This is a genomic window from Pseudidiomarina xizangensis, from assembly GCF_052541995.1.
Genome location: NZ_JBOBQA010000001.1, coordinates 62,324 through 80,701, shown reverse-complemented (window position 1 = coordinate 80,701; position 18,378 = coordinate 62,324). Strand labels below are relative to the sequence as shown.

The following is an 18,378-nucleotide window of genomic DNA, read 5'->3' as shown; positions in this document are numbered from 1 at the left end:
TGTTTTTCAGATTATTTATTTTTAAACTCAAAATAGCTGTAGCAGCATTGAATTGGTTTTATTGCGCACTTTCGGCTACTTTTTGGTCAAAAACCTCACGCGCACTGAACACTAAAGCTAACCCCTCACGCAGCAACTGTTCAGCTGACTCAGCACCTGGACCTTGCTGACTCAGCCACTGCCGCCAGCGCTTAGCACCAGGCTGGCCCTGGAACAACCCCAGCATGTGCCGGGCAACGTGCCAGCAACGCCCGCCCTGCTCTAAGTGGGCCTGCATATAAGGGAGCATTTGCTCAACCGCAGCCACCTGGGTAGTGAAATCAGCTGTATCATTCTGCGGGCTGTGCTGCGCTGCCGCGAGGAGTTCATCAAAGCAGCCAAGAAAAGCGGGATTCTGATAAGCCTCGCGACCTATCATTACACCATCCACATGTTCCAGGTGAGTAGCAATCGCAGCGGTACTGGTGATGCCACCATTAATCATCATATGTAACTGCGGGTAGCGTTGCTTCGCTTGATACACGCGCTCGTACTGTAATGGTGGTATTTCACGATTTTGCTTCGGACTTAAACCCTGCAACCATGCCTTGCGAGCATGCAGGGTAAGATGTTCAGATCCTGCTTCTCTGATGTTATCGATAAACCGGTAAAGAAAGTCATCACTATCAAGTTCATCTATTCCGAGCCTGGTCTTTACCGAGACTCTTAACTCGGGCGCAGCCTGACGCATCGCCCTTATACATGCCGCAACGACTTCCGGGTCGGCCATCAGACAAGCACCGAAGCTTCCATTTTTAACCCGATCGGAAGGGCAACCTACGTTAATATCTACTCCTGAGTAGCCACGTTCGTAGGCACGTGCGGCACATTCAGCCATAGCACCGGGATCACTGCCACCAAGCTGTAGCACAACGGGTTGTTCTGCAGCATTAAACGCAAGAAAATCATACTTGCCGTGTATTATAGCACCAGTAGTCACCATTTCAGTGAAAAGCACGGTTTTTGTCGTAAATAACCGATGAAAATACCGGCAGTGACGGTCGGTCCAATCCAGCATGGGTGCTACGGCAAGTGTCGGAGCTGCGAGTTTCTGGACCATGATGACCCCTGATAGTAAAGCGGAGGCCGTATTCTACGTTTTCGGCCTCGCTTTGCAAGTTTGCCTTAGCTTGATCGGTGCTGAACTAGTGGTTTCGCGGCATCAACGACGGCGCTTTACGGGCTTTCGTCGCCTGTTCAAAACCATACGCGGCTTCAATCAAGGTAGCCTCGCTATTGGCCCCGGCAAAGAAGCTTAAGCCGACCGGTAAATGCTGCACAAATCCCATAGGCACAGTGATGTGGGGGTAGCCAGCAACCGCTGCAGGCGAGCTCGCTGAGCCAAGGTAATGATCACCGTTGATCAGGTCGATTTTCCAAGCTGGTGCTGTGGTTGGTGCAATCAGCAGATCAAGGTTATTCGCCTGCAGCGTTGCATCGATACCGTCTACTCCCGCAGCTTGTTTGGCACGTTGAAGAGCCGCTTCATATTCTTCTTGTTGTGCATCGGTACGCGCGGCAGCCATGGTGAATAGCTCTTGCCCAAAGAATGGCATAATACTGTCAGCCTGAGCCTCGTTAGCGGCAACCAGATCCGCCAGACTACGATACGGTGATTGCGGATGCTGTGCAAAATACGCCGCCATGTCGACTTTGAATTCATGTAAAAGCACGGTGAACTCATCCTGACTCCAGCCGCGACCATTCACGAATTCGACATCGTCGACGATAATGGCGCCGGCATTACGCAGCGACTCAAGTTGTGCGTCCAATACCGCGTCAAGACCAGCATGATACCCCATTAAATCGCGCATTACGCCAATGCGTTTGCCACGTAATCCATCCGTATTCAGATGAGCAGTGAAGTCAGTTTCAACTGCGTAACCCGCGTTGTCCGCTGCATCTTTACCCTGCATTGCTGCCAGCATGTACACTGCATCGCGCACTGAACGCGCCATCGGCCCGGCAGTATCCTGACTGTGTGAAATTGGAATAATGCCACTGCGGCTAATCAAACCAATGGTCGGTTTAATAGTTACGATACCGGTAATCGCCGCGGGGCAGACCAGCGAGCCATCGGTCTCAGTTCCTACCGCTAACGGGATAAGGTTCGCACTCACTGCTGCTGCTGAGCCGGCACTCGATCCACAGGTACTGCGAGAGGTATCAAACGGGTTCTTTGCTTGCCCGCCCACACTGCTCCAGCCCGAGCTTGATGCGGTTGAACGAAAATTCGCCCACTCGCTCAAGTTAGCTTTGCCAATAATAATTGCGCCCGCTTCACGTAAGCGCTCAACCACAAAGGCATCTTTTGCTGGAAAGTGGTCTTTCAGCAACAGTGAACCTGCAGTGTTCGGCAGGCCTTCAGCGGTGTCGATATTGTCCTTAAGAAGTACGGGAATACCGTGCAAGGGTCCGCGCACATTGCCGCTATCGCGTTCAGCGTCGAGGCTGCGGGCGACGACCAAGGCTTGCTCTAACGGCAACAATTGATTCACCGCCCGCAAGTCTGCACCGCGACGATTGTGTTGTGCGATTTGCTGATAATAGTGGCGAACAATCGCTTCAGCATCGAGTTGTCCCGTAGCCATTGCGCCTTGCAACTCATCCACCTGAACTTCCTGATAGTCAAAGTCTGTTGCCGCGATAGCTTGGCTTTGCCACAGTAATCCAGCGCTAACTAAAGCCGCTAAAAGGTGACGCCAGCTGCGACCTGTGGGTTGTTTTAAGGTTGTTGTCATTGTTGTTTTCCTCGTAGAAGTTAATCCATGGCTGCAGTCTATCCCATCGCAGACGAGCGTGGTAAACTTTGCGACATGACGACAAAAGAAACCGTTCGACTGGTCACTAAGGCCGAAAAATTATGCGAACAACGGGGTGCGCGGCTAACGCCTGCACGCCGGGAAGTTTTTGAGATCCTCGCAGCCGAGACTGGTGCAGTCGGCGCTTACGACCTGTTGGATAAACTCAGGTCTGCAGTTCCCAACGCAAAACCACCAACTATTTACCGCGCTCTGGACTTTTTGCAAGAGCAGGGGTTTGTGCATAAAATCACGTCGTCAAACAGCTACGTGCTATGCAGTCATTTCGACCACCAACACCCGGTGCAAATGCTAATTTGCGAGCGCTGTGGTTCTGTACAAGAAATTCAATCGGACGGTGTCTACAACGCGCTACGAAAACAAGCTGAGGACCAGGGGTTCCAAGTCGTCAGCCAATCCATTGAAGCGCATGGTGTGTGCCGCGACTGCGTCTAATACTCCGGTCCGTCAGGGATCTCATGTTGAGCCAGATTATCGAACCGCGAGTATTGACCCTGGAACTTTAATTTTATCGTGCCAATCGGTCCATTCCGTTGCTTACCCAGAATAACCTCAGCGATACCCTTCTCTTCACTATCCGGATGATAAACTTCATCGCGATAGATAAACATAATCACATCGGCATCCTGCTCTATCGAACCTGATTCACGCAGATCTGAGTTTACCGGACGGCGATTCGAGCGCTGCTCCAGCGATCGGTTTAACTGCGACAAGGCTACGACTGGAACTTCCAATTCTTTCGCTAACGCTTTTAATGAGCGCGAAATTTCGGCAATTTCTAAGGTCCGGTTTTCAGATATACCCGGCACTGTCATCAGCTGAAGATAATCAACCATGATCACCGATAGTCCTCCGTGTTCACGGAAAACACGGCGCGAACGCGATCGCACTTCGGTTGGGGTAAGTCCCGAAGAGTCATCGATGTAGATATTATTGCGGTCTTTCAAAATTGAGATCGTTGATGCAACCCGGCTCCAATCTTCTTCTTTTAACTGACCATTACGAATTCGCGTCTGATCGACGTGGCTCAGTGAAGCCATCATCCGCATCATTATCTGTTCCGACGGCATCTCTAAACTAAAAACCAATACCGGTTTATCTTCTTTTAATGCGATATTTTCGCACAAGTTCATAGCAAAGGTAGTTTTACCCATCGATGGCCGCGCCGCCACAATAATCAAGTCTGACGATTGCAGCCCTGCGGTCATGCGGTCTAAGTCGGTAAACCCCGTCGAACGCCCAGTTACACCATTGGGGTTTTTACTGCGGCTGAGTTCATCAATACGATCCACAGTTCGCTGTAAAATAGGCGCAATTGCCTGTGGTCCTTCGCTCGCCGTTGTGCGTTTCTCGGCAATGTGAAATACCTTACTTTCGGCAAGATCCAATAACTCAGCACTTGGTCGGTTCTGTGTATCAAAACAGGATTCCGCTATTTCGTTAGACGCCGCAATCATTTCGCGCAATATGGCTCGCTCTCTCACAATCTGTGCATAAGCCCTGATATTTGCTGCACTCGGCGTGTTTTTAGCAATTTCCCCTAAATAAGCGAAACCACCCACGTCTTTCAGTTCTCCGGCCGCTTCAAGAGTCTCCGAAACCGTGATCAAATCAATCGGCTGATTTTGCTCAGACAAGCGATGCATAGCACGAAAAATCTGTCGATGTCCACGATGGTAAAAATCATCACTAATAATATCGCCAGAAATAGCATCCCACGCCTGGTTGTCGAGCATTAATCCGCCCAGCACCGATTGTTCTGCTTCAATCGAATGGGGGGGCGTTTTAATCGCAGCAAGTTTAGCGTCGTTGCGTTGGTGCTTATCCGGGCGGTTGCCTGCCATAGCTCTCTCAGATGATTCGGAAGAATGGGTACGACTATACAAAAACCTGAGGAAGGAGGGAAGCGGATCCGCACGGATCCGCCTCTTATTCGTCATTTTTTGCGAACGATGATATCGCCACTCATGGTCGTGAGCTCAATGTTGCCCGCGCCGCTACCAAGTTTTGTTGAAAGACTGGCACCAATGCCCCACTCAGATTCCCGAACTTTGGTATCATTCAGCTGGTTTACGATGTCGCCACCACCGCTCACATCAGCATCAAGCTTGGCATTCACAGCACCGGTAAAGATCAACTCAACATTACCACTAACCGAATTTGCCTCTACGCGGCCATTTTCCGCCAGGCTTAATTGGGCTCGCACGTCACCACTTACTGATTTCAAGATCAGCCGCGAAACATTTTGCAAATTAAGGCCGACGTCTCCAGAGACACTTTCCGCCGAGATATCTGTCGCTGAAGTCCTTGCCTCTACATCACCACTTGTTGAAGCATAGCTCGCACTGTTGGCTGAACCATCGCGATCAGTTATATCGCCACTTACTGATTTCAGCGAAATATCACCACCCAAACCTTTACTATTAACGTCGCCACTTACTGTGGATAACTTAATATCACCAGCTAAGTTAGTCGCCGCAATATCGCCGCTTACAGTATTTAAACGAATACCGCTTTCGAAGCCTGACACATCAAAGTCACTTGAAACGCCATTCACATGCAACTCAGCAGTATGTGGAAGGCGGACGTTCAACTCAGTAGCATCATTACCGGAAAAGGTGCCGCGATCTGGCATCTCAACCCGAATCGTTAAGTTATCCCCATCCAGCTCAAAGGTAAAACCGGTCGCATACTCATCAAGCTTTCCTTTCACTTTTGCATAATTATTATCAGTACCGACAATCGTGACCTTACCGCGCATATTATCTATACTCACCACCACATTAGCCGGAACTTCAATTTGTTTATCGACCGTTTCTTGCTTAGCAAGCGCGTTAGTTGATGCAAAACTTAACCCTAAAAATACAGTTGCGTTAAGTACTAAATTTGTCATTGTCTTCATCATTAATCCCTCGTTTATTAAACCTGTTGTAACTGATCGCTGACCTTGAACTGCGACTCCAGCAGTTCCAGTTCTTTGTTGTACAACCATTGCAATAATTGCCATAGCTGCTGATTATTCGGTTCTTGCACGAGTTGTGCACTCACCTCTTTAATACTCGCTCGGATTTGCCCCAGCTCTTGCTGTAAATAGTTACTCTGGCCATTCCAACCTACCGTCTGGTAGTGGATTAATAGTTGTTGCCGTTGTTGGTCATGCTGTTGATTGAGCATGGTCAGCAATAACTCGGCCTGGGGTGTCGCTGAGTGAATTGTCGACTGCATACTATTAAACGTCACCAATCCTACTGCAAGTACAGTGCAGGCAGCGCTTGCCCACACCCAGTTCAGCCATTTATTGGAGCGCATTTCACGACGTGAAATGCTGTGTTCAATTCCTTGCCATAGGTCCTTGCTAGGTTGTGGTGCTTGCTTACCGTCGGCCGCCGCACGCACCAGCTGGTTTAACTTTTCATTCGCTGTGCTCATCGCTTAACCACTCCTCTAACATTGTTCGTGCCCGATGTACTTGTGCTTTACTGGTGCCTACTGCAATACCCATTTCCGCCGCAACGTCTTCGTGCCGTAGTCCTTCGATGCAATGCAACACGAAGGCCCAACGCGTTTGCTCTGGCAAGCGTTTGATCAGCTGATCAAGTTCACTCAAATCTGCACTTTCTTGATACTCTAAGGTATCGGCATAACTCGCTTCGCCGGTGAGTCGTATGCGCTGCCAGCGCTTCGCTTTGCGTAGTTCAGTAATAGCCACCCGCGTTGTGACCGTATGCAACCAGGTACTAAATTTACTCTCACCGCGAAAACTACTCAGGTTATCCCACAACTTAACAAATACTTCCTGCGTCAAATCGTGTGCAGCGTCGGTATCTCCCGCTAAGCGCCATACCAGTCCATATACCCGTCGGTAATGACGTTCAAAAAGTCTCTGAAAGGCGCGCATATCGCCTTTCGCTGCTTGCGCCACCAACCCTTTATCGGGGTCCTCGAATGCGCTATGGCTGATCACTTGTGCGGTCACTGGTAGTCCTTTTTAAAATGCCGATACAGCTTATTTCGCAGTTCTTACAAGATAGGTCGCAAATCATCATCTAAAGGTTTACACGGTTCGCAGAAAAAGCAAAAAAAAACCGCAACCTGTTGAACAGGATGCGGTCTTATATAAGTTGTTTGCTTGACTAAGCGTGCTTGCGCAACTTAGTTAGCTGCAACCACTTGCAATTTGATGCTAGCAAATACATCAGCGTGCAGGTGCAGTTCGATAGCGAACTCGCCAGTTTCACGCAATGTACCGTTTGGCAACAATACTTCGCTTTTTTGCACTTCAACACCAGCAGCAGTTACTGCATCAGAGATGTCTTTAGTACCGATAGAGCCAAACAGCTTCCCTTCGTCACCAGCTTTAGAAGTGATTACGATCGGGTCAAGTGCATTGATTTTCTCTGCACGTTTTTCTGCAGCAGCTAAGTCTTCAGCGATTTTCGCTTCTAATTCAGCACGGCGCTCTTCGAATACCTTAATGTTCGCTTGGGTTGCAGGAACTGCTTTACCTTGCGGGAACAAAAAGTTACGTGCATAGCCAGACTTAACGGAAACTTGGTCACCCAAGCCACCTAAGTTGGCGATTTTGTCTAATAGAATGATTTCCATTTTTCGCTACCTCTGAGTTTCTGAGATCGTTCGCGATGCCGACTTACTGATGTGAATCAGTATAAGGCAGCAACGACAAATAACGTGCACGTTTGATGGCACGCGCCAACTGACGCTGGTACTTCGCAGAAGTGCCAGTGATGCGGCTAGGAACGATTTTGCCACTCTCAGTAACGTAGTTTTTCAGAGTAGCGATATCTTTATAATCAATTTCTTTTACGCCTTCAGCCTTAAAACGGCAGAATTTACGGCGACGGAAAAAACGAGCCATGATGGTCTCCTCAAATCTTCACAAGTTGCTGGGCATGCAGTACAAGTTTTCCAACTCCGTTTTTATCTTCAATACGATTCAAAAAACCAGTTACTTGCAATTCCGTCCCAACGGTCAATTCGTTAGCCCACTGTGCTGCTTCACTACCACTTAACACCACCAGAATTCTTACAAAACTGCGGCGTGCTAATCCAGCTTCTTGTTGCTCCGATTGATGATCGAAGACAAAGCGTAAATGCTTTATGCCAGCTGGGCTGGTAGTTAACTTCGGTGGTTTGCTTACGCTGCCACCTAAATTCAGTTGATTACTAAATTCCACAATGGTTAGACGTTACAAATCAGCTTACGCTGCTTCGTTATCGTCTTGTTCTTCGTTGCGGCTATCACCTTTACGCTCTTCTTTTTTAGTCAAAGGAGAAGGTTCAGTGACGGCATCTTTCTTACGCATAATCATGTTACGTAGCACTGCGTCGTTATAACGGAAAGCTGTTTCAAGCTCTTCGATAACTTCGTTAGATGCTTCGATGTTCATCAATACGTAATGTGCTTTGTGCAACTTGTTGATTGGGTAAGCCAATTGACGACGGCCCCAGTCTTCCAAACGATGAATGGTGCCGTTACCTTGTGTGATCGTGTCGCTGTAACGCTCGATCATACCCGGTACTTGCTCGCTCTGGTCCGGATGGACCATGAATACGATTTCATAATGACGCATTTCTGCTCCTTATGGTTCATAGCTACTTGGAGGCTCAGTCACACCTGCAGCAGCAAGGAACGCTTTTGATAGTTTAGTAAAACATTTGACTGATTTAAGCGGCGGGAGTGTAGCCGAAATAGGTTCAGATCACAAGCTTGCGCGGTAGTTTTCTGCGTTTTCGATTAAATCGATTAGCACTTTCACAAATTGTTCAGGCAGCGCACCTACCGCATCTTGCGGTCCCTGTATCTTAAACCGTTGCACATGAGGTGTCGCAGAGCCGGCCTCATTTAAAGGAGCGATCAGCACGCCATGGATAACCATTTGCTCAGCTAGGCTAACGTTTATATCAAGCTGCCATGCGTAATCTTGCTTGCTTTCCACCAGTCGCCATTCGTGCCGTTGCTCAATGCGCTGTTGCAGATCGAACAACACATCGTCCAGCAGAGATGGACCATTTGCTGCTATGTAATTTACGTGCAGTTGCGGTTTGTTGGTCCGCTCGCCCGGCAGGAAATTACCGGTTGGTAACCAAGCCAGCGCCAGCAGAACCATGACCAATAGCGACAGTACTACCGGTCGCATACGCAGCAATGGGGTTTTGCGCATGTTTAAGCCCTTTGCCGCTGACGAACAGCTTCAAACAGGCACACGCCGGTCGCTACGGAAACGTTCAGACTCGAGACCGAGCCTAGTAATGGGATCTTTATCAGTTCATCGCAGGTTTCTCGGGTCAGACGGCGCATACCGTCACCTTCAGCCCCCATCACCAAAGCGATAGAGCTCGTCAGATCGACTTGATAAACGGATTTCTCCGCTTCACCAGCGGTACCCATAATCCACACCTGTAGATCTTGTAGTTGTTTCAACGCCCGCGCCAGATTGGTGACTTGCACCAGCGGCACAGTTTCCGCAGCGCCACTTGCTACTTTACGCACCGTTGGATTCATCGACGCCGACTTGTCCTTCGGCACAATCACTGCCGTCACACCAGCAGCATCAGCGGTACGCAAGCAGGCTCCCAGGTTGTGCGGGTCAGTGATACCATCAAGAATCAAAAACAATGCCTTGCCGTCACTTTTAGCCACTAAGTCCGGCAAATCGTTATCACTCAAAAGTGGTGCCTCAACTGCTGTTACGACAATCCCTTGGTGATTACCGCCTTCGGCTTTTTTGTCCAACGTCTGCTTTGGCACAAATTGCGGCCGCGTTCCCATTTTTTGAGCGTCTTGCAGCAAGCTTTGCAGAGCTTTATCCTGCCGCTCGCGCAAGGCGAATACTTCAACCACACGTTCAGGGTGGCTCGCAATGAGTGCGCGTACGGTATGCAAGCCAAATACTGAAATTTTCTTACTCATTTCTTACCGCTGCCTTTGGTTCGTGAGCTGCTTTTGCCACTACTCTTGGTGCTACTTTTGCTACGTTTGCCTTTACCCGACGGCTTCTTGCGCGATTTGCGTGCTGGTTTGTTATCTTCAGCAACGTTCTCTTCGCCAGGCATACGATCTTTACCCAAAGGACTTTCGGCCGCCAACAAGGTTAAATCGATCTTACGTTCATCAAGGTTTACGCTACGAACACGTATGCGTACTTTGTCACCCAGACGATAGACCCGGCGGCTATTCTCACCAATCAATAAATGCCGCTCGTTGTCATAGCGGTAGTAATCATTATCGAGGTTGCTGACATGCACTAACCCATCAATCGAAAGATCGTCGATACGAATGAACAAACCAAAGTTTGTGACCGAAGCTATAACCCCAGTAAACTCTTCACCCACGTGATCCTGCATGTACTCACATTTCAGCCAATCGGCAACCTGACGAGTAGCATCGTCTGCACGCCGTTCGGTGGTTGAGCAATGCTGTCCAAGTTCGTCGAGCTGTTCGGTCGAGTGCATCCACGCGCCAGCTAAAGCTTGATTTGGCCCCTGCTGCTTCTTCAACAACGCCTTAATAGCACGATGCAGAATCAAATCAGGATAACGTCGAATCGGTGAGGTAAAGTGCGCATACTCTTCCAATGCAAGACCAAAGTGGCCGGCGTTATCCGGACTATAAACAGCTTGTTGCATTGAACGTAACAACATGGTCTGAATCAATTCAGCATCCGGTCGGTCACCCACTTGTTCAAGCACTGCAGCATAGTCGGCAGGACTTGGATCATCCGCACCTTTCATAGTTAAGCCCAACTCACCCAAAAAGCTGCGGAAATTAGTTAACCGCTCAGAGGAAGGCGGCTCATGAACGCGAAATAGCGCGCCGGCTTCCTCATGCTCTTCAATCAGGCGTGCAGTCGCTACGTTCGCCATGATCATGCATTCTTCGATAATGGTATGAGCGACATTTCGGCGTACCGGCTCAATGCTTTCAATTTTTCGTTGCGCGTTAAAAATAAAGCGCGTTTCCAACGTCTCAAACTCAATTGCCGAACGTTGTTGGCGCGCTGTTTTTAGCACTTTAAACAACTCGTGCAAGTGATCAACTTGGCTTAACACATGTTGGTAATCCTGGCGTAATTTCGGATCGCCATCGAGAATATCCGCAACCTTGTTGTAAGTTAGCCGCGCATGGGACTTCATCACCGCTGGATAGAATTTCGACTCGCGCAATTTACCTTTAGCGGTAACTCGCATCTCTGCGACCATACATAAACGGTCAACGTCTGGATTCAGTGAACAAAGGCCATTTGAGAGTTTCTCTGGCAACATTGGTACCACAAAATTTGGAAAGTAAACTGAGTTACCACGTTCCAAAGCGTCTTTATCCAGCGAAGTATTGGGGCGAACGTAGTAACTGACATCGGCAATCGCCACCCATAAACGCCAGCCGTCACCATCAGGCTCAGCACAGACCGCATCATCAAAATCGCGGGAGTCTTCGCCATCAATTGTAACTAAAGGTAGTTCACGCAAGTCGACTCGGTCTGCGTAAGCTTCCTGCGGCACGGTTTCGCCAAACTTTTCAATTTCTTTAAGCGTAGCTGGACTCCATTCCGTTGGAATGTCGTGTTCACGAATAGCTACTTCAATTTCCATTCCTGGTGCCATATGCTCACCAAGAATTTCACTGACCTCACCTATTGGACTGGTTCTGCGATTTGGCCGCCGGGTAATATCAACCACCACGATTTGACCATGACGAGCACCGTTACGCGCATCTTCCGGAATCAGAATATCTTGGTTGAGTCGGCTATCATCGGGAACCACAATGCCAAGATCGTGATCGATAAAGAAACGGCCGACAATGCCACCCTGCCGCGGCTCAATCACGCGCACAATCCGCCCTTCACGTCGACCTTTGCTATCGCTGCCCTGCTCTTGCACCAACACCCGGTCGCCGTGTAATACACTGTACATCTGGCTCGGCGGAATGAATAAGTCGCTGCCACCCTCATCCGGATGGCAAAACCCGAAACCATCACGATGCCCGATAACGCGACCTTTAATCAGGTTCATACGTGCTGGCAAACCGTAGGCATTGGCCTTGGTAAAAATTAGCTGACCATCACGTTCCATTGCCCGTAAGCGACGCTTGAGGCCAATATGCTGGCGCTCATCATCAAGCTTAAACCGCTCGATAATCTCTTCAAATGTGGTCGGCTTTAAGCGTGCTTCAATAGCTTCAAGTAGCGCTTCACGCGACGGAATTTCCACCTCATACTCTGGAGTCGAGGAGGCGTCTTGTTCTTTTTTGTGACTCATATCACCTCAAATTTTATGTTTCTGGCACCTGACTAAGTTGCTCTTACTATAGCAGAATTCAGACGTGACGTCGCTAATTCCGTAGCCAGATCCGAGTCACATTATTAACTATTTTTTTGTTCGCGTCGTTGCCCTTTTTGAAGTTTTCATAACCTCTGCTAGGCTTAAAACTTCGGGCACTGCGAACAATACAACGCGTTTTTACTCACGATCACTGCGGCGCTTGAAATGGGGGCAAGTTAAACAAGGAGACCTAAAAATGCTCAATACGCAAATCATCAACGCGGTTCTTATTTGCAGTTTATTCACTGGGTTTTCCGCGCAGGCCTCGTCTAATGACGAGCAAGAGCTCATTAAACGCGGCGATTATCTGATCAACAATGTAATGGCATGTGGTCACTGCCATGGTAAAAACCTTGCCGGTGGCATCGTCATTCCTGAGGACTTTGGCGACATCCACGTGCCAAATATAACACCTCACCCAGCTACCGGAATTGGTACCTGGTCGCGACAAGACATCGTTCACGCACTACGCAACGGCCGGCGACCTGATGGCAGTATGATCGGAATGCCCATGCCAATAGGTAAGTACAAAAACTTGTCGGATGCGGACGCATACGCAATAGCTGCATACTTGCAGACTATTCCACCAATTGAACACAAAACGCCCAAGACAAATTACCCAGCAGGTCTTTTGGAAGGTTTAAATAAGGTTCGTCAACCACTCGTGAGTTCTGTCGAAGCTGTTGATCGTAGCGACCATCTCGCCTGGGGGAAATACGTTGCAACCCAGGCTCATTGCTTCTCTTGCCACACGCCCTGGCAATCTCGTGAGCTAACTGGGGCCGGAGGAAACCCGTTGCCAGTACAACGCGGTATTTACATCTATTCAAAAAATATTACCCCTGCAAGCAGGGTCAAAGACTATTCCGATGAAGAATTGGAACATGTAATTCGAACGGGTGAGTTACCTGATGGCAGCATACTGCATGAAATGATGCCAGCCGCCTTTTATTCGGAAATGAGTTCAGCGGACATGAGTGCCTTGATCGCTTACCTTCGCTCACTGCCACCGGTCGAAACGGAAAACACGTCTGAACGCCAACGCTAAGCGCTAAATTAGAATTAAAAGATGGACAAAAATGTCAGCAAGATGAGTGGTGCCGAAGGGGGGACTTGAACCCCCACGCTGTTACCAGCGGCGGATTTTGAATCCGCTGCGTCTACCAATTCCGCCACTTCGGCATTGAAGATTTGACTTACTTGTCGGTAGTGCGACGCATTATACGCAAGGGATTTTTGCAATCAAGAGAATTATTTCAGAATTCGCCTGTTCGGCTAAAACATAAACAACTTAGGCTTTTTCACAAGCTGCCTTGCTTCTGTGGCAGTAGATCATGATAATCACCACTCCTGTTTCATTGCCCTAGATCACTGTTCTAAAATAAAGGAAGCGCCATGCCTGAAGTCAGTCCATCTCACAACCTGCACGCGTCATTTCCAAGTGCCGGCTTCGGACGCCGTGTTGCAGCATGGATTTATGACGTTTTGGTCGCAGTCGCGGTCATCATGTTGTCATCGGCATTAGCGTTGGGCTTTGCCGCTGTTATGACACGCGCCGGCTGGTTAACCCTACCAGCAGGCATGGATCATGCTGCTTGGCTCAATAGCTCGCCGCTTTATAGTATCTACTTATTAAGCATACTAGGATTTTTCTTTGGTTGGTTCTGGCGGCGCAGCGGTCAAACCTTGGGTATGCGTGCTTGGCGTTTAAAAGTACAACAGCGCAATGGTGCTCGAATTACCAATAAGCAAGCGTTAATTCGCGTACTTACTTGCGCCTTTGGCCTGGGCAACCTATGGGTGTTGGTCGATTTCAAAAACCGTCGAGCATGGCATGATTATGCTGCCGCAACTGAGCTGGTCACGCTATCGAAAGAAGCTAACCAGCTGTACTATTGGCGTGACCTGTAGCTAACCACTACGCCGCTGCATGAGCCACAGCGCAGCACCAGCGAAGAGCAAACTTGGTAATAAAGCGCCAAGTAACGGCGGTAACTGATACACCTGCGCCAATGGGCCAAAAATCTCATTACTAACATGAAAACCGAAGCCAGTGATAACCCCTAGCAGAATCCGTGCTCCCATAGTGGTCGACCTTAGGGGACCAAAAATAAACGACAACGCCACCAGCAACATAACGGCGACGGTAACGGGCGCAAAAATCTTGCGCCATAACGCTAACTCATAACGCTCTGTAGCCTGCTGGTTCGCCGATAAATAATCCAGATACTCCATTAACCCACTGATCGACAAAGCCTCCGGTTTCACCGTGACCACGCCTAACTTATCAGGTGTCAACGACGACGCCCATACCCAATGCGGCAGTGTTCGTCGCGTGATCTGCTCGATGTCATGATCTGTGATAATGACATCAGTTAGCACCCATTGCCCACTCTGATAGGTCGCACTTTGCCCTTGCACTACGGAATCCAGTTGCCGGTCAGCAGTAAATCGATACACCGTTAAATCACGTAATCGGCCGGTATCCTCAACTTCAGAAATATTAACGAAATGCGCACCATCTTTAGCCCACACACCTTGTTGAGCAGAAATCAGACTGCCTCCAGAAATAGCTGACGCTCGCAATTCACGACCTTGCGCTTCCAGTTGCGGCGCTACCCATTCTCCCATAGCCATCACTGCCAACATCATGATAATAGCGGCTTTCATGACTGACCCGACAATATTCAATCGCGAACGACCAGCTGCCAGCATCACCACTAACTCGGAGTTACTGGCTAACATACCCATGCCAATAAGGCCGCCGAGTAATGCTGCCATTGGGAAAAATACTTCGATGTCACGGGGCAAACTGTACAACACAAAAAGTCCTGCCTCTGCCACGGAATACGTGCCTTTACCGACCGACTTTAATTGTTCTACAAAGCGGATAAGCGACGACAAACCACTTAAAACTGCGAGGCTTAATAACGACGTCATCAGTACCGAGCGAGCAATGTAACGGTCGAGAATTGAAAACTGCATCATACTGGTGACCTCCGCAGCCGCGCCAGGAAGCGCAATCCGAAGGGTCTCCCCTTACCTACCAAAATAAAACCAAAAATCAGCAACAGCACATGAATCCACCAAAGTCCGATCGCCGCCGGAATCACACCATCAGCGACCGCAGACTTAGCCGCCATCAGCAACAAAAAGTAGCCCAGGTAAATCAGCAGGGCGGGCGCCATGCGCGCAAACTTTCCTTGCCGTGGATTGACCCGACTAAGTGGGACCGCAATTAACGTCAGCAATGGCATAGCTAGTGGTATAGCGATCCGCCACTGCCACTCAGCTGCTGCTTCGGGGTTGTTCTCACGCCACAATTCCGTAGTTTTATAAGCTTCTAACTTACGAATATACTCCGCTGCCTCTTGCTCCTTGATCTGCAGCTGATAGCTGGCAAATTCCATCACCTGGTAGTCGCCTTCGCCGACATTTCGCGCATAACGGGTACCATTGTTAAGAACCAGCTGCTGTGAACCACTCTCATTGGCAATAACATTACCAGTGTCGGCCATCACCACACTACCGCCAACCACGCGATTTTCTTCATCGCGGAGCGATTGCGCGACAAAAACTTCGTCTAATTCACCGGTTTCGGTAAGGCCCTGAACAAAAATAACTGCTTTTTGGTTACTTGCTTGCTGAAAACGTCCCGGCATGATCACCGACAAACCAGAGTCACTGCGGGCACGCTCTTCAACCTGGCGTTCTTGCTCAAGTGACCAGGGCACCAACCATAAGGTTAATGAAGCAGTCGCTAATGCCAATGCGGTAGCCAACACCAATGTGACTCGGGTGACGTACCATTCACTCACTCCGCAGGCATGTAAAACGGTCATTTCGTTATCAGCGTAAATACGCCCGTGAGCAAGAAGAATGCCCAGGAACAAACTAAGTGGTAGAATTAAAGCTGCCAATGCTGGAAGGTTTAAGCCAAGTAGTTTTATTACCAGATCGCCGGGGATTTCACCCGCAGAGGCGTCTGCCAGCACGCGAACAAACTTTTGGCTAACGAAAATGGTCATCAACACCGTTAAAACGGCGATCTGAGATTTAAATGTTTCTCGCATTAAATAGCGGAATATACGCACTGGTGACCACTCTTAACTTTGGTTTTTGCTGGAAAATACGCAATTTTTCAGTAAACTTGTCATTTTAACAAGAATTATTCTATGGCAGCCCTACCCTGTCAACCGCCGAAAACGGGAGTAAGTATGGAGTTTAGCGTCAAAAGTGGCAGTCCGGAAAAGCAACGTTCAGCCTGTATCGTGGTCGGGGTCTTCGAACCGCGCCGCTTATCAGGCGTCGCCGAGCAGTTGGACCAAGTCAGCGAAGGCTACCTCAGCAACCTGTTACGCCGAGGTGACCTTGAAGGTAAAGCAGGCCAAATGTTGCTGTTACACCATGTGCCAAACATTTTAAGTGAACGCGTACTCCTGGTTGGTTGCGGGAAAGAGCGTGAGCTTGATGAACGTCAGTATAAACAAATTATTGAAAAAACTATTCATACTTTAAATGAAACCGGTTCAATGGAGGCGGTTTGCTTCCTTAGCGAGCTGCACGTTAAAGGTCGCGACACATACTGGAAGGTGCGTCAGGCAGTGGAAGCTGCACAAGCTGGTTTATATACCTTCAACCAACTCAAAACACGTAAAGAAGAACCGCGCCGGCCGCTCCGTAAATTGGTATTCAATGTACCAACCCGTCGCGAGTTACCGCTCGGTGAGCGAGCTATTCAGCATGCGCTAGCGGTGAGCAAGGGCGTTACCCTATGTCGTGATGTCGCCAACATGCCGCCCAACATTTGTACCCCGCGCTACCTTGCTGACCAAGCCGAAGCTATGGCGGAAAAATACGATAATCTAACCTTCAGCGCGGTCGATGAACAACAAATGACCGAGCTGGGTATGAATGCCTACCTCGCAGTAGGACGTGGCTCCGAACATGAATCAGTATTGTCGCTGCTGCATTACCAAGGAGCTGCTGACGATGTCGCACCACTGGTGTTAGTCGGTAAAGGATTAACCTTTGATGCTGGTGGTATCTCCATTAAGCCATCCGCCAACATGGATGAGATGAAATACGATATGGGCGGTGCCGCATCAGTATTGGGGGCAATGCAGGCATTGGCGGAATTACAACTCCCTATTAACGTGATTGGCGCGATTGCCGGTTGCGAGAATATGCCTGATGGTAAAGCGTATCGCCCGGGCGACATCTTAACCACCATGAGCGGACAAACCGTAGAAGTTCTCAACACTGATGCGGAAGGTCGCTTGGTGCTGTGTGATACCTTGACCTACGTCGAGCGTTTCGCCCCTGACACTGTTATCGATGTCGCGACTCTTACCGGAGCCTGTATTATCGCTTTGGGGCATCATGCCAGTGCCTTAATGAGTACCCACAACCCGCTCGCTCACGAGCTGTTAAATGCCTCAGAGCAAAGCGGTGATCGTGCTTGGCGCCTACCTTTATGGGACGAGTATCAAGACGCTCTCGATAGTCCATTCGCTGATATGGCCAATCTCGGCGGTCGTGATGCAGGTTCTATTGCAGCCGGATGTTTCTTGTCGCGTTTCACCAAAAAATATCATTGGGCGCATCTTGATATCGCCGGAACTGCCTGGCGCAGTGGTGCAAAAAAAGGTGCGACCGGCCGCCCTGTGCCGTTACTAACGCAGTTTTTGATCAATCGCACGGCAACAGGTCAACAAGATTAATATGGCACAAGGCATCTTTTATGTACTCGATGGGCTAAGCGAAGAGCAGCAATTAGAGTTGTTCTGTAAACTTATCAGCGAGCGTTGGCGCGAATTAGGCAGTATGCGGGTCTGGTGTCGCGACCAACAGCATGCAGAAGATTTAGATCAAGCCTTATGGCAGCAACCTGCCGATGCCTTTGTGCCACACAATCTGGTTGGCGAAGGCCCGCCTTATGGCGCCCCTGTTGAGCTCTGCTGGCCCACCGCCACAGTCAGTTCGCGCCGTTGTAAGGTCATTGTCAACTTTATGCCCACAGCACCACAATTCGCTGGCGCACAGGTTATTTTAGATCAAGTTCCAAGTGCCCCTGAGCAGCGCCAGGAAGCGCGCGAACGTTTCAAGTGGTATCGCCAACAAGGGGTGAACCTCAGCACCGTTAATGCGGCTGAGCTAGCAACACATTCAAACTAAT

The 18,378-nt window shown here is 49.3% G+C and carries 20 protein-coding genes and 1 tRNA gene; 5 read left to right on the top strand and 16 right to left on the bottom strand.

The annotated features are described in order from the left end of the window. Positions 1-58: 58 nt before the first annotated feature. Positions 59-1,099: a tRNA dihydrouridine(20/20a) synthase DusA gene (gene dusA / locus ACQ5ES_RS00360; protein ID WP_445013986.1), complete on the bottom strand. Its 1,041-nt coding sequence runs from the start codon at positions 1,097-1,099 to the stop codon at positions 59-61. Between the two features lie 85 nt (positions 1,100-1,184). Beyond that, the gene (locus ACQ5ES_RS00355) at positions 1,185-2,780 is read right to left on the bottom strand and encodes an amidase (protein WP_445013985.1); all 1,596 of its coding nucleotides are present in this window, start codon (positions 2,778-2,780) and stop codon (positions 1,185-1,187) included. A gap of 75 nt (positions 2,781-2,855) precedes the next feature. On the opposite strand from ACQ5ES_RS00355, the gene zur reads away from it, so the two are divergent. Then, complete coding sequence (gene zur / locus ACQ5ES_RS00350) at positions 2,856-3,296, top strand: zinc uptake transcriptional repressor Zur (protein ID WP_445015342.1); 441 nt, start codon at positions 2,856-2,858, stop codon at positions 3,294-3,296. On the opposite strand, the gene dnaB is transcribed toward zur, so the two are convergent. The 11 genes from dnaB to rnr form a co-directional block, all read right to left on the bottom strand. Then, positions 3,293-4,705, bottom strand: coding sequence for a replicative DNA helicase (gene dnaB / locus ACQ5ES_RS00345; RefSeq protein WP_445013984.1), 1,413 nt, complete (start codon positions 4,703-4,705; stop codon positions 3,293-3,295). The genes zur and dnaB overlap by 4 nt on opposite strands. Before the next feature lie 92 nt (positions 4,706-4,797). Then, positions 4,798-5,754: a DUF4097 family beta strand repeat-containing protein gene (locus ACQ5ES_RS00340; protein WP_445013983.1), complete on the bottom strand. Its 957-nt coding sequence runs from the start codon at positions 5,752-5,754 to the stop codon at positions 4,798-4,800. 26 nt (positions 5,755-5,780) lie between these two features. Further along, the gene (locus tag ACQ5ES_RS00335; RefSeq protein WP_445013982.1) at positions 5,781-6,290 is read right to left on the bottom strand and encodes a hypothetical protein; all 510 of its coding nucleotides are present in this window, start codon (positions 6,288-6,290) and stop codon (positions 5,781-5,783) included. After that, positions 6,274-6,837 carry an RNA polymerase sigma factor gene (locus ACQ5ES_RS00330; RefSeq protein WP_445013981.1) on the bottom strand — a complete coding sequence of 188 codons (564 nt, stop codon included), beginning with the start codon at positions 6,835-6,837 and terminating at the stop codon, positions 6,274-6,276. The genes ACQ5ES_RS00335 and ACQ5ES_RS00330 overlap by 17 nt, the downstream gene beginning before the upstream one ends. Before the next feature lie 176 nt (positions 6,838-7,013). After that, positions 7,014-7,466, bottom strand: a complete 453-nt coding sequence (gene rplI, locus ACQ5ES_RS00325; protein WP_445013980.1) for a 50S ribosomal protein L9 — start codon at positions 7,464-7,466, stop codon at positions 7,014-7,016. 43 nt (positions 7,467-7,509) lie between these two features. Beyond that, complete coding sequence (gene rpsR, locus ACQ5ES_RS00320; protein ID WP_126762651.1) at positions 7,510-7,737, bottom strand: 30S ribosomal protein S18; 228 nt, start codon at positions 7,735-7,737, stop codon at positions 7,510-7,512. 10 nt (positions 7,738-7,747) lie between these two features. Continuing rightward, positions 7,748-8,056, bottom strand: a complete 309-nt coding sequence (priB, locus tag ACQ5ES_RS00315; RefSeq protein ID WP_445013979.1) for a primosomal replication protein N — start codon at positions 8,054-8,056, stop codon at positions 7,748-7,750. Between the two features lie 24 nt (positions 8,057-8,080). Continuing rightward, complete coding sequence (gene rpsF / locus ACQ5ES_RS00310) at positions 8,081-8,452, bottom strand: 30S ribosomal protein S6 (RefSeq protein WP_445013978.1); 372 nt, start codon at positions 8,450-8,452, stop codon at positions 8,081-8,083. Between the two features lie 129 nt (positions 8,453-8,581). Then, a complete protein-coding gene (locus ACQ5ES_RS00305; protein WP_445013977.1) occupies positions 8,582-9,043 on the bottom strand; it encodes a hypothetical protein in 462 nt (153 codons plus the stop codon). Between the two features lie 2 nt (positions 9,044-9,045). Beyond that, entirely contained in the window at positions 9,046-9,792 is a 747-nt protein-coding gene (gene rlmB / locus ACQ5ES_RS00300; RefSeq protein ID WP_445013976.1) for a 23S rRNA (guanosine(2251)-2'-O)-methyltransferase RlmB, read from the bottom strand. Further along, positions 9,789-12,137, bottom strand: a complete 2,349-nt coding sequence (rnr, locus tag ACQ5ES_RS00295; RefSeq protein ID WP_445013975.1) for a ribonuclease R — start codon at positions 12,135-12,137, stop codon at positions 9,789-9,791. The genes rlmB and rnr overlap by 4 nt, the downstream gene beginning before the upstream one ends. A 259-nt stretch (positions 12,138-12,396) precedes the next feature. On the opposite strand from rnr, the gene ACQ5ES_RS00290 reads away from it, so the two are divergent. After that, positions 12,397-13,248 carry a c-type cytochrome gene (locus ACQ5ES_RS00290; RefSeq protein ID WP_445013974.1) on the top strand — a complete coding sequence of 284 codons (852 nt, stop codon included), beginning with the start codon at positions 12,397-12,399 and terminating at the stop codon, positions 13,246-13,248. 47 nt (positions 13,249-13,295) lie between these two features. Here ACQ5ES_RS00290 and ACQ5ES_RS00285 read toward each other — a convergent pair. Beyond that, positions 13,296-13,382, bottom strand: a tRNA-Leu gene (locus tag ACQ5ES_RS00285). A gap of 213 nt (positions 13,383-13,595) precedes the next feature. Here ACQ5ES_RS00285 and ACQ5ES_RS00280 point away from each other — a divergent pair. After that, a complete protein-coding gene (locus tag ACQ5ES_RS00280) occupies positions 13,596-14,111 on the top strand; it encodes an RDD family protein (RefSeq protein WP_445013973.1) in 516 nt (171 codons plus the stop codon). Here the strand turns inward: ACQ5ES_RS00280 and lptG are convergent, their stop codons facing one another. Further along, positions 14,112-15,188, bottom strand: a complete 1,077-nt coding sequence (gene lptG, locus ACQ5ES_RS00275) for an LPS export ABC transporter permease LptG (protein WP_445013972.1) — start codon at positions 15,186-15,188, stop codon at positions 14,112-14,114. It abuts the gene before it with no gap. Then, positions 15,185-16,294, bottom strand: a complete 1,110-nt coding sequence (gene lptF, locus ACQ5ES_RS00270; protein WP_445013971.1) for an LPS export ABC transporter permease LptF — start codon at positions 16,292-16,294, stop codon at positions 15,185-15,187. The genes lptG and lptF overlap by 4 nt, the downstream gene beginning before the upstream one ends. Positions 16,295-16,417: 123 nt before the next feature. Here lptF and pepA point away from each other — a divergent pair, with 123 nt between their 5' ends. Further along, complete coding sequence (gene pepA / locus ACQ5ES_RS00265) at positions 16,418-17,923, top strand: leucyl aminopeptidase (protein WP_445013970.1); 1,506 nt, start codon at positions 16,418-16,420, stop codon at positions 17,921-17,923. A 1-nt stretch (position 17,924) separates the two neighbouring features. Beyond that, positions 17,925-18,377: a DNA polymerase III subunit chi gene (locus ACQ5ES_RS00260; RefSeq protein WP_445013969.1), complete on the top strand. Its 453-nt coding sequence runs from the start codon at positions 17,925-17,927 to the stop codon at positions 18,375-18,377. Position 18,378 lies beyond the last annotated feature (1 nt).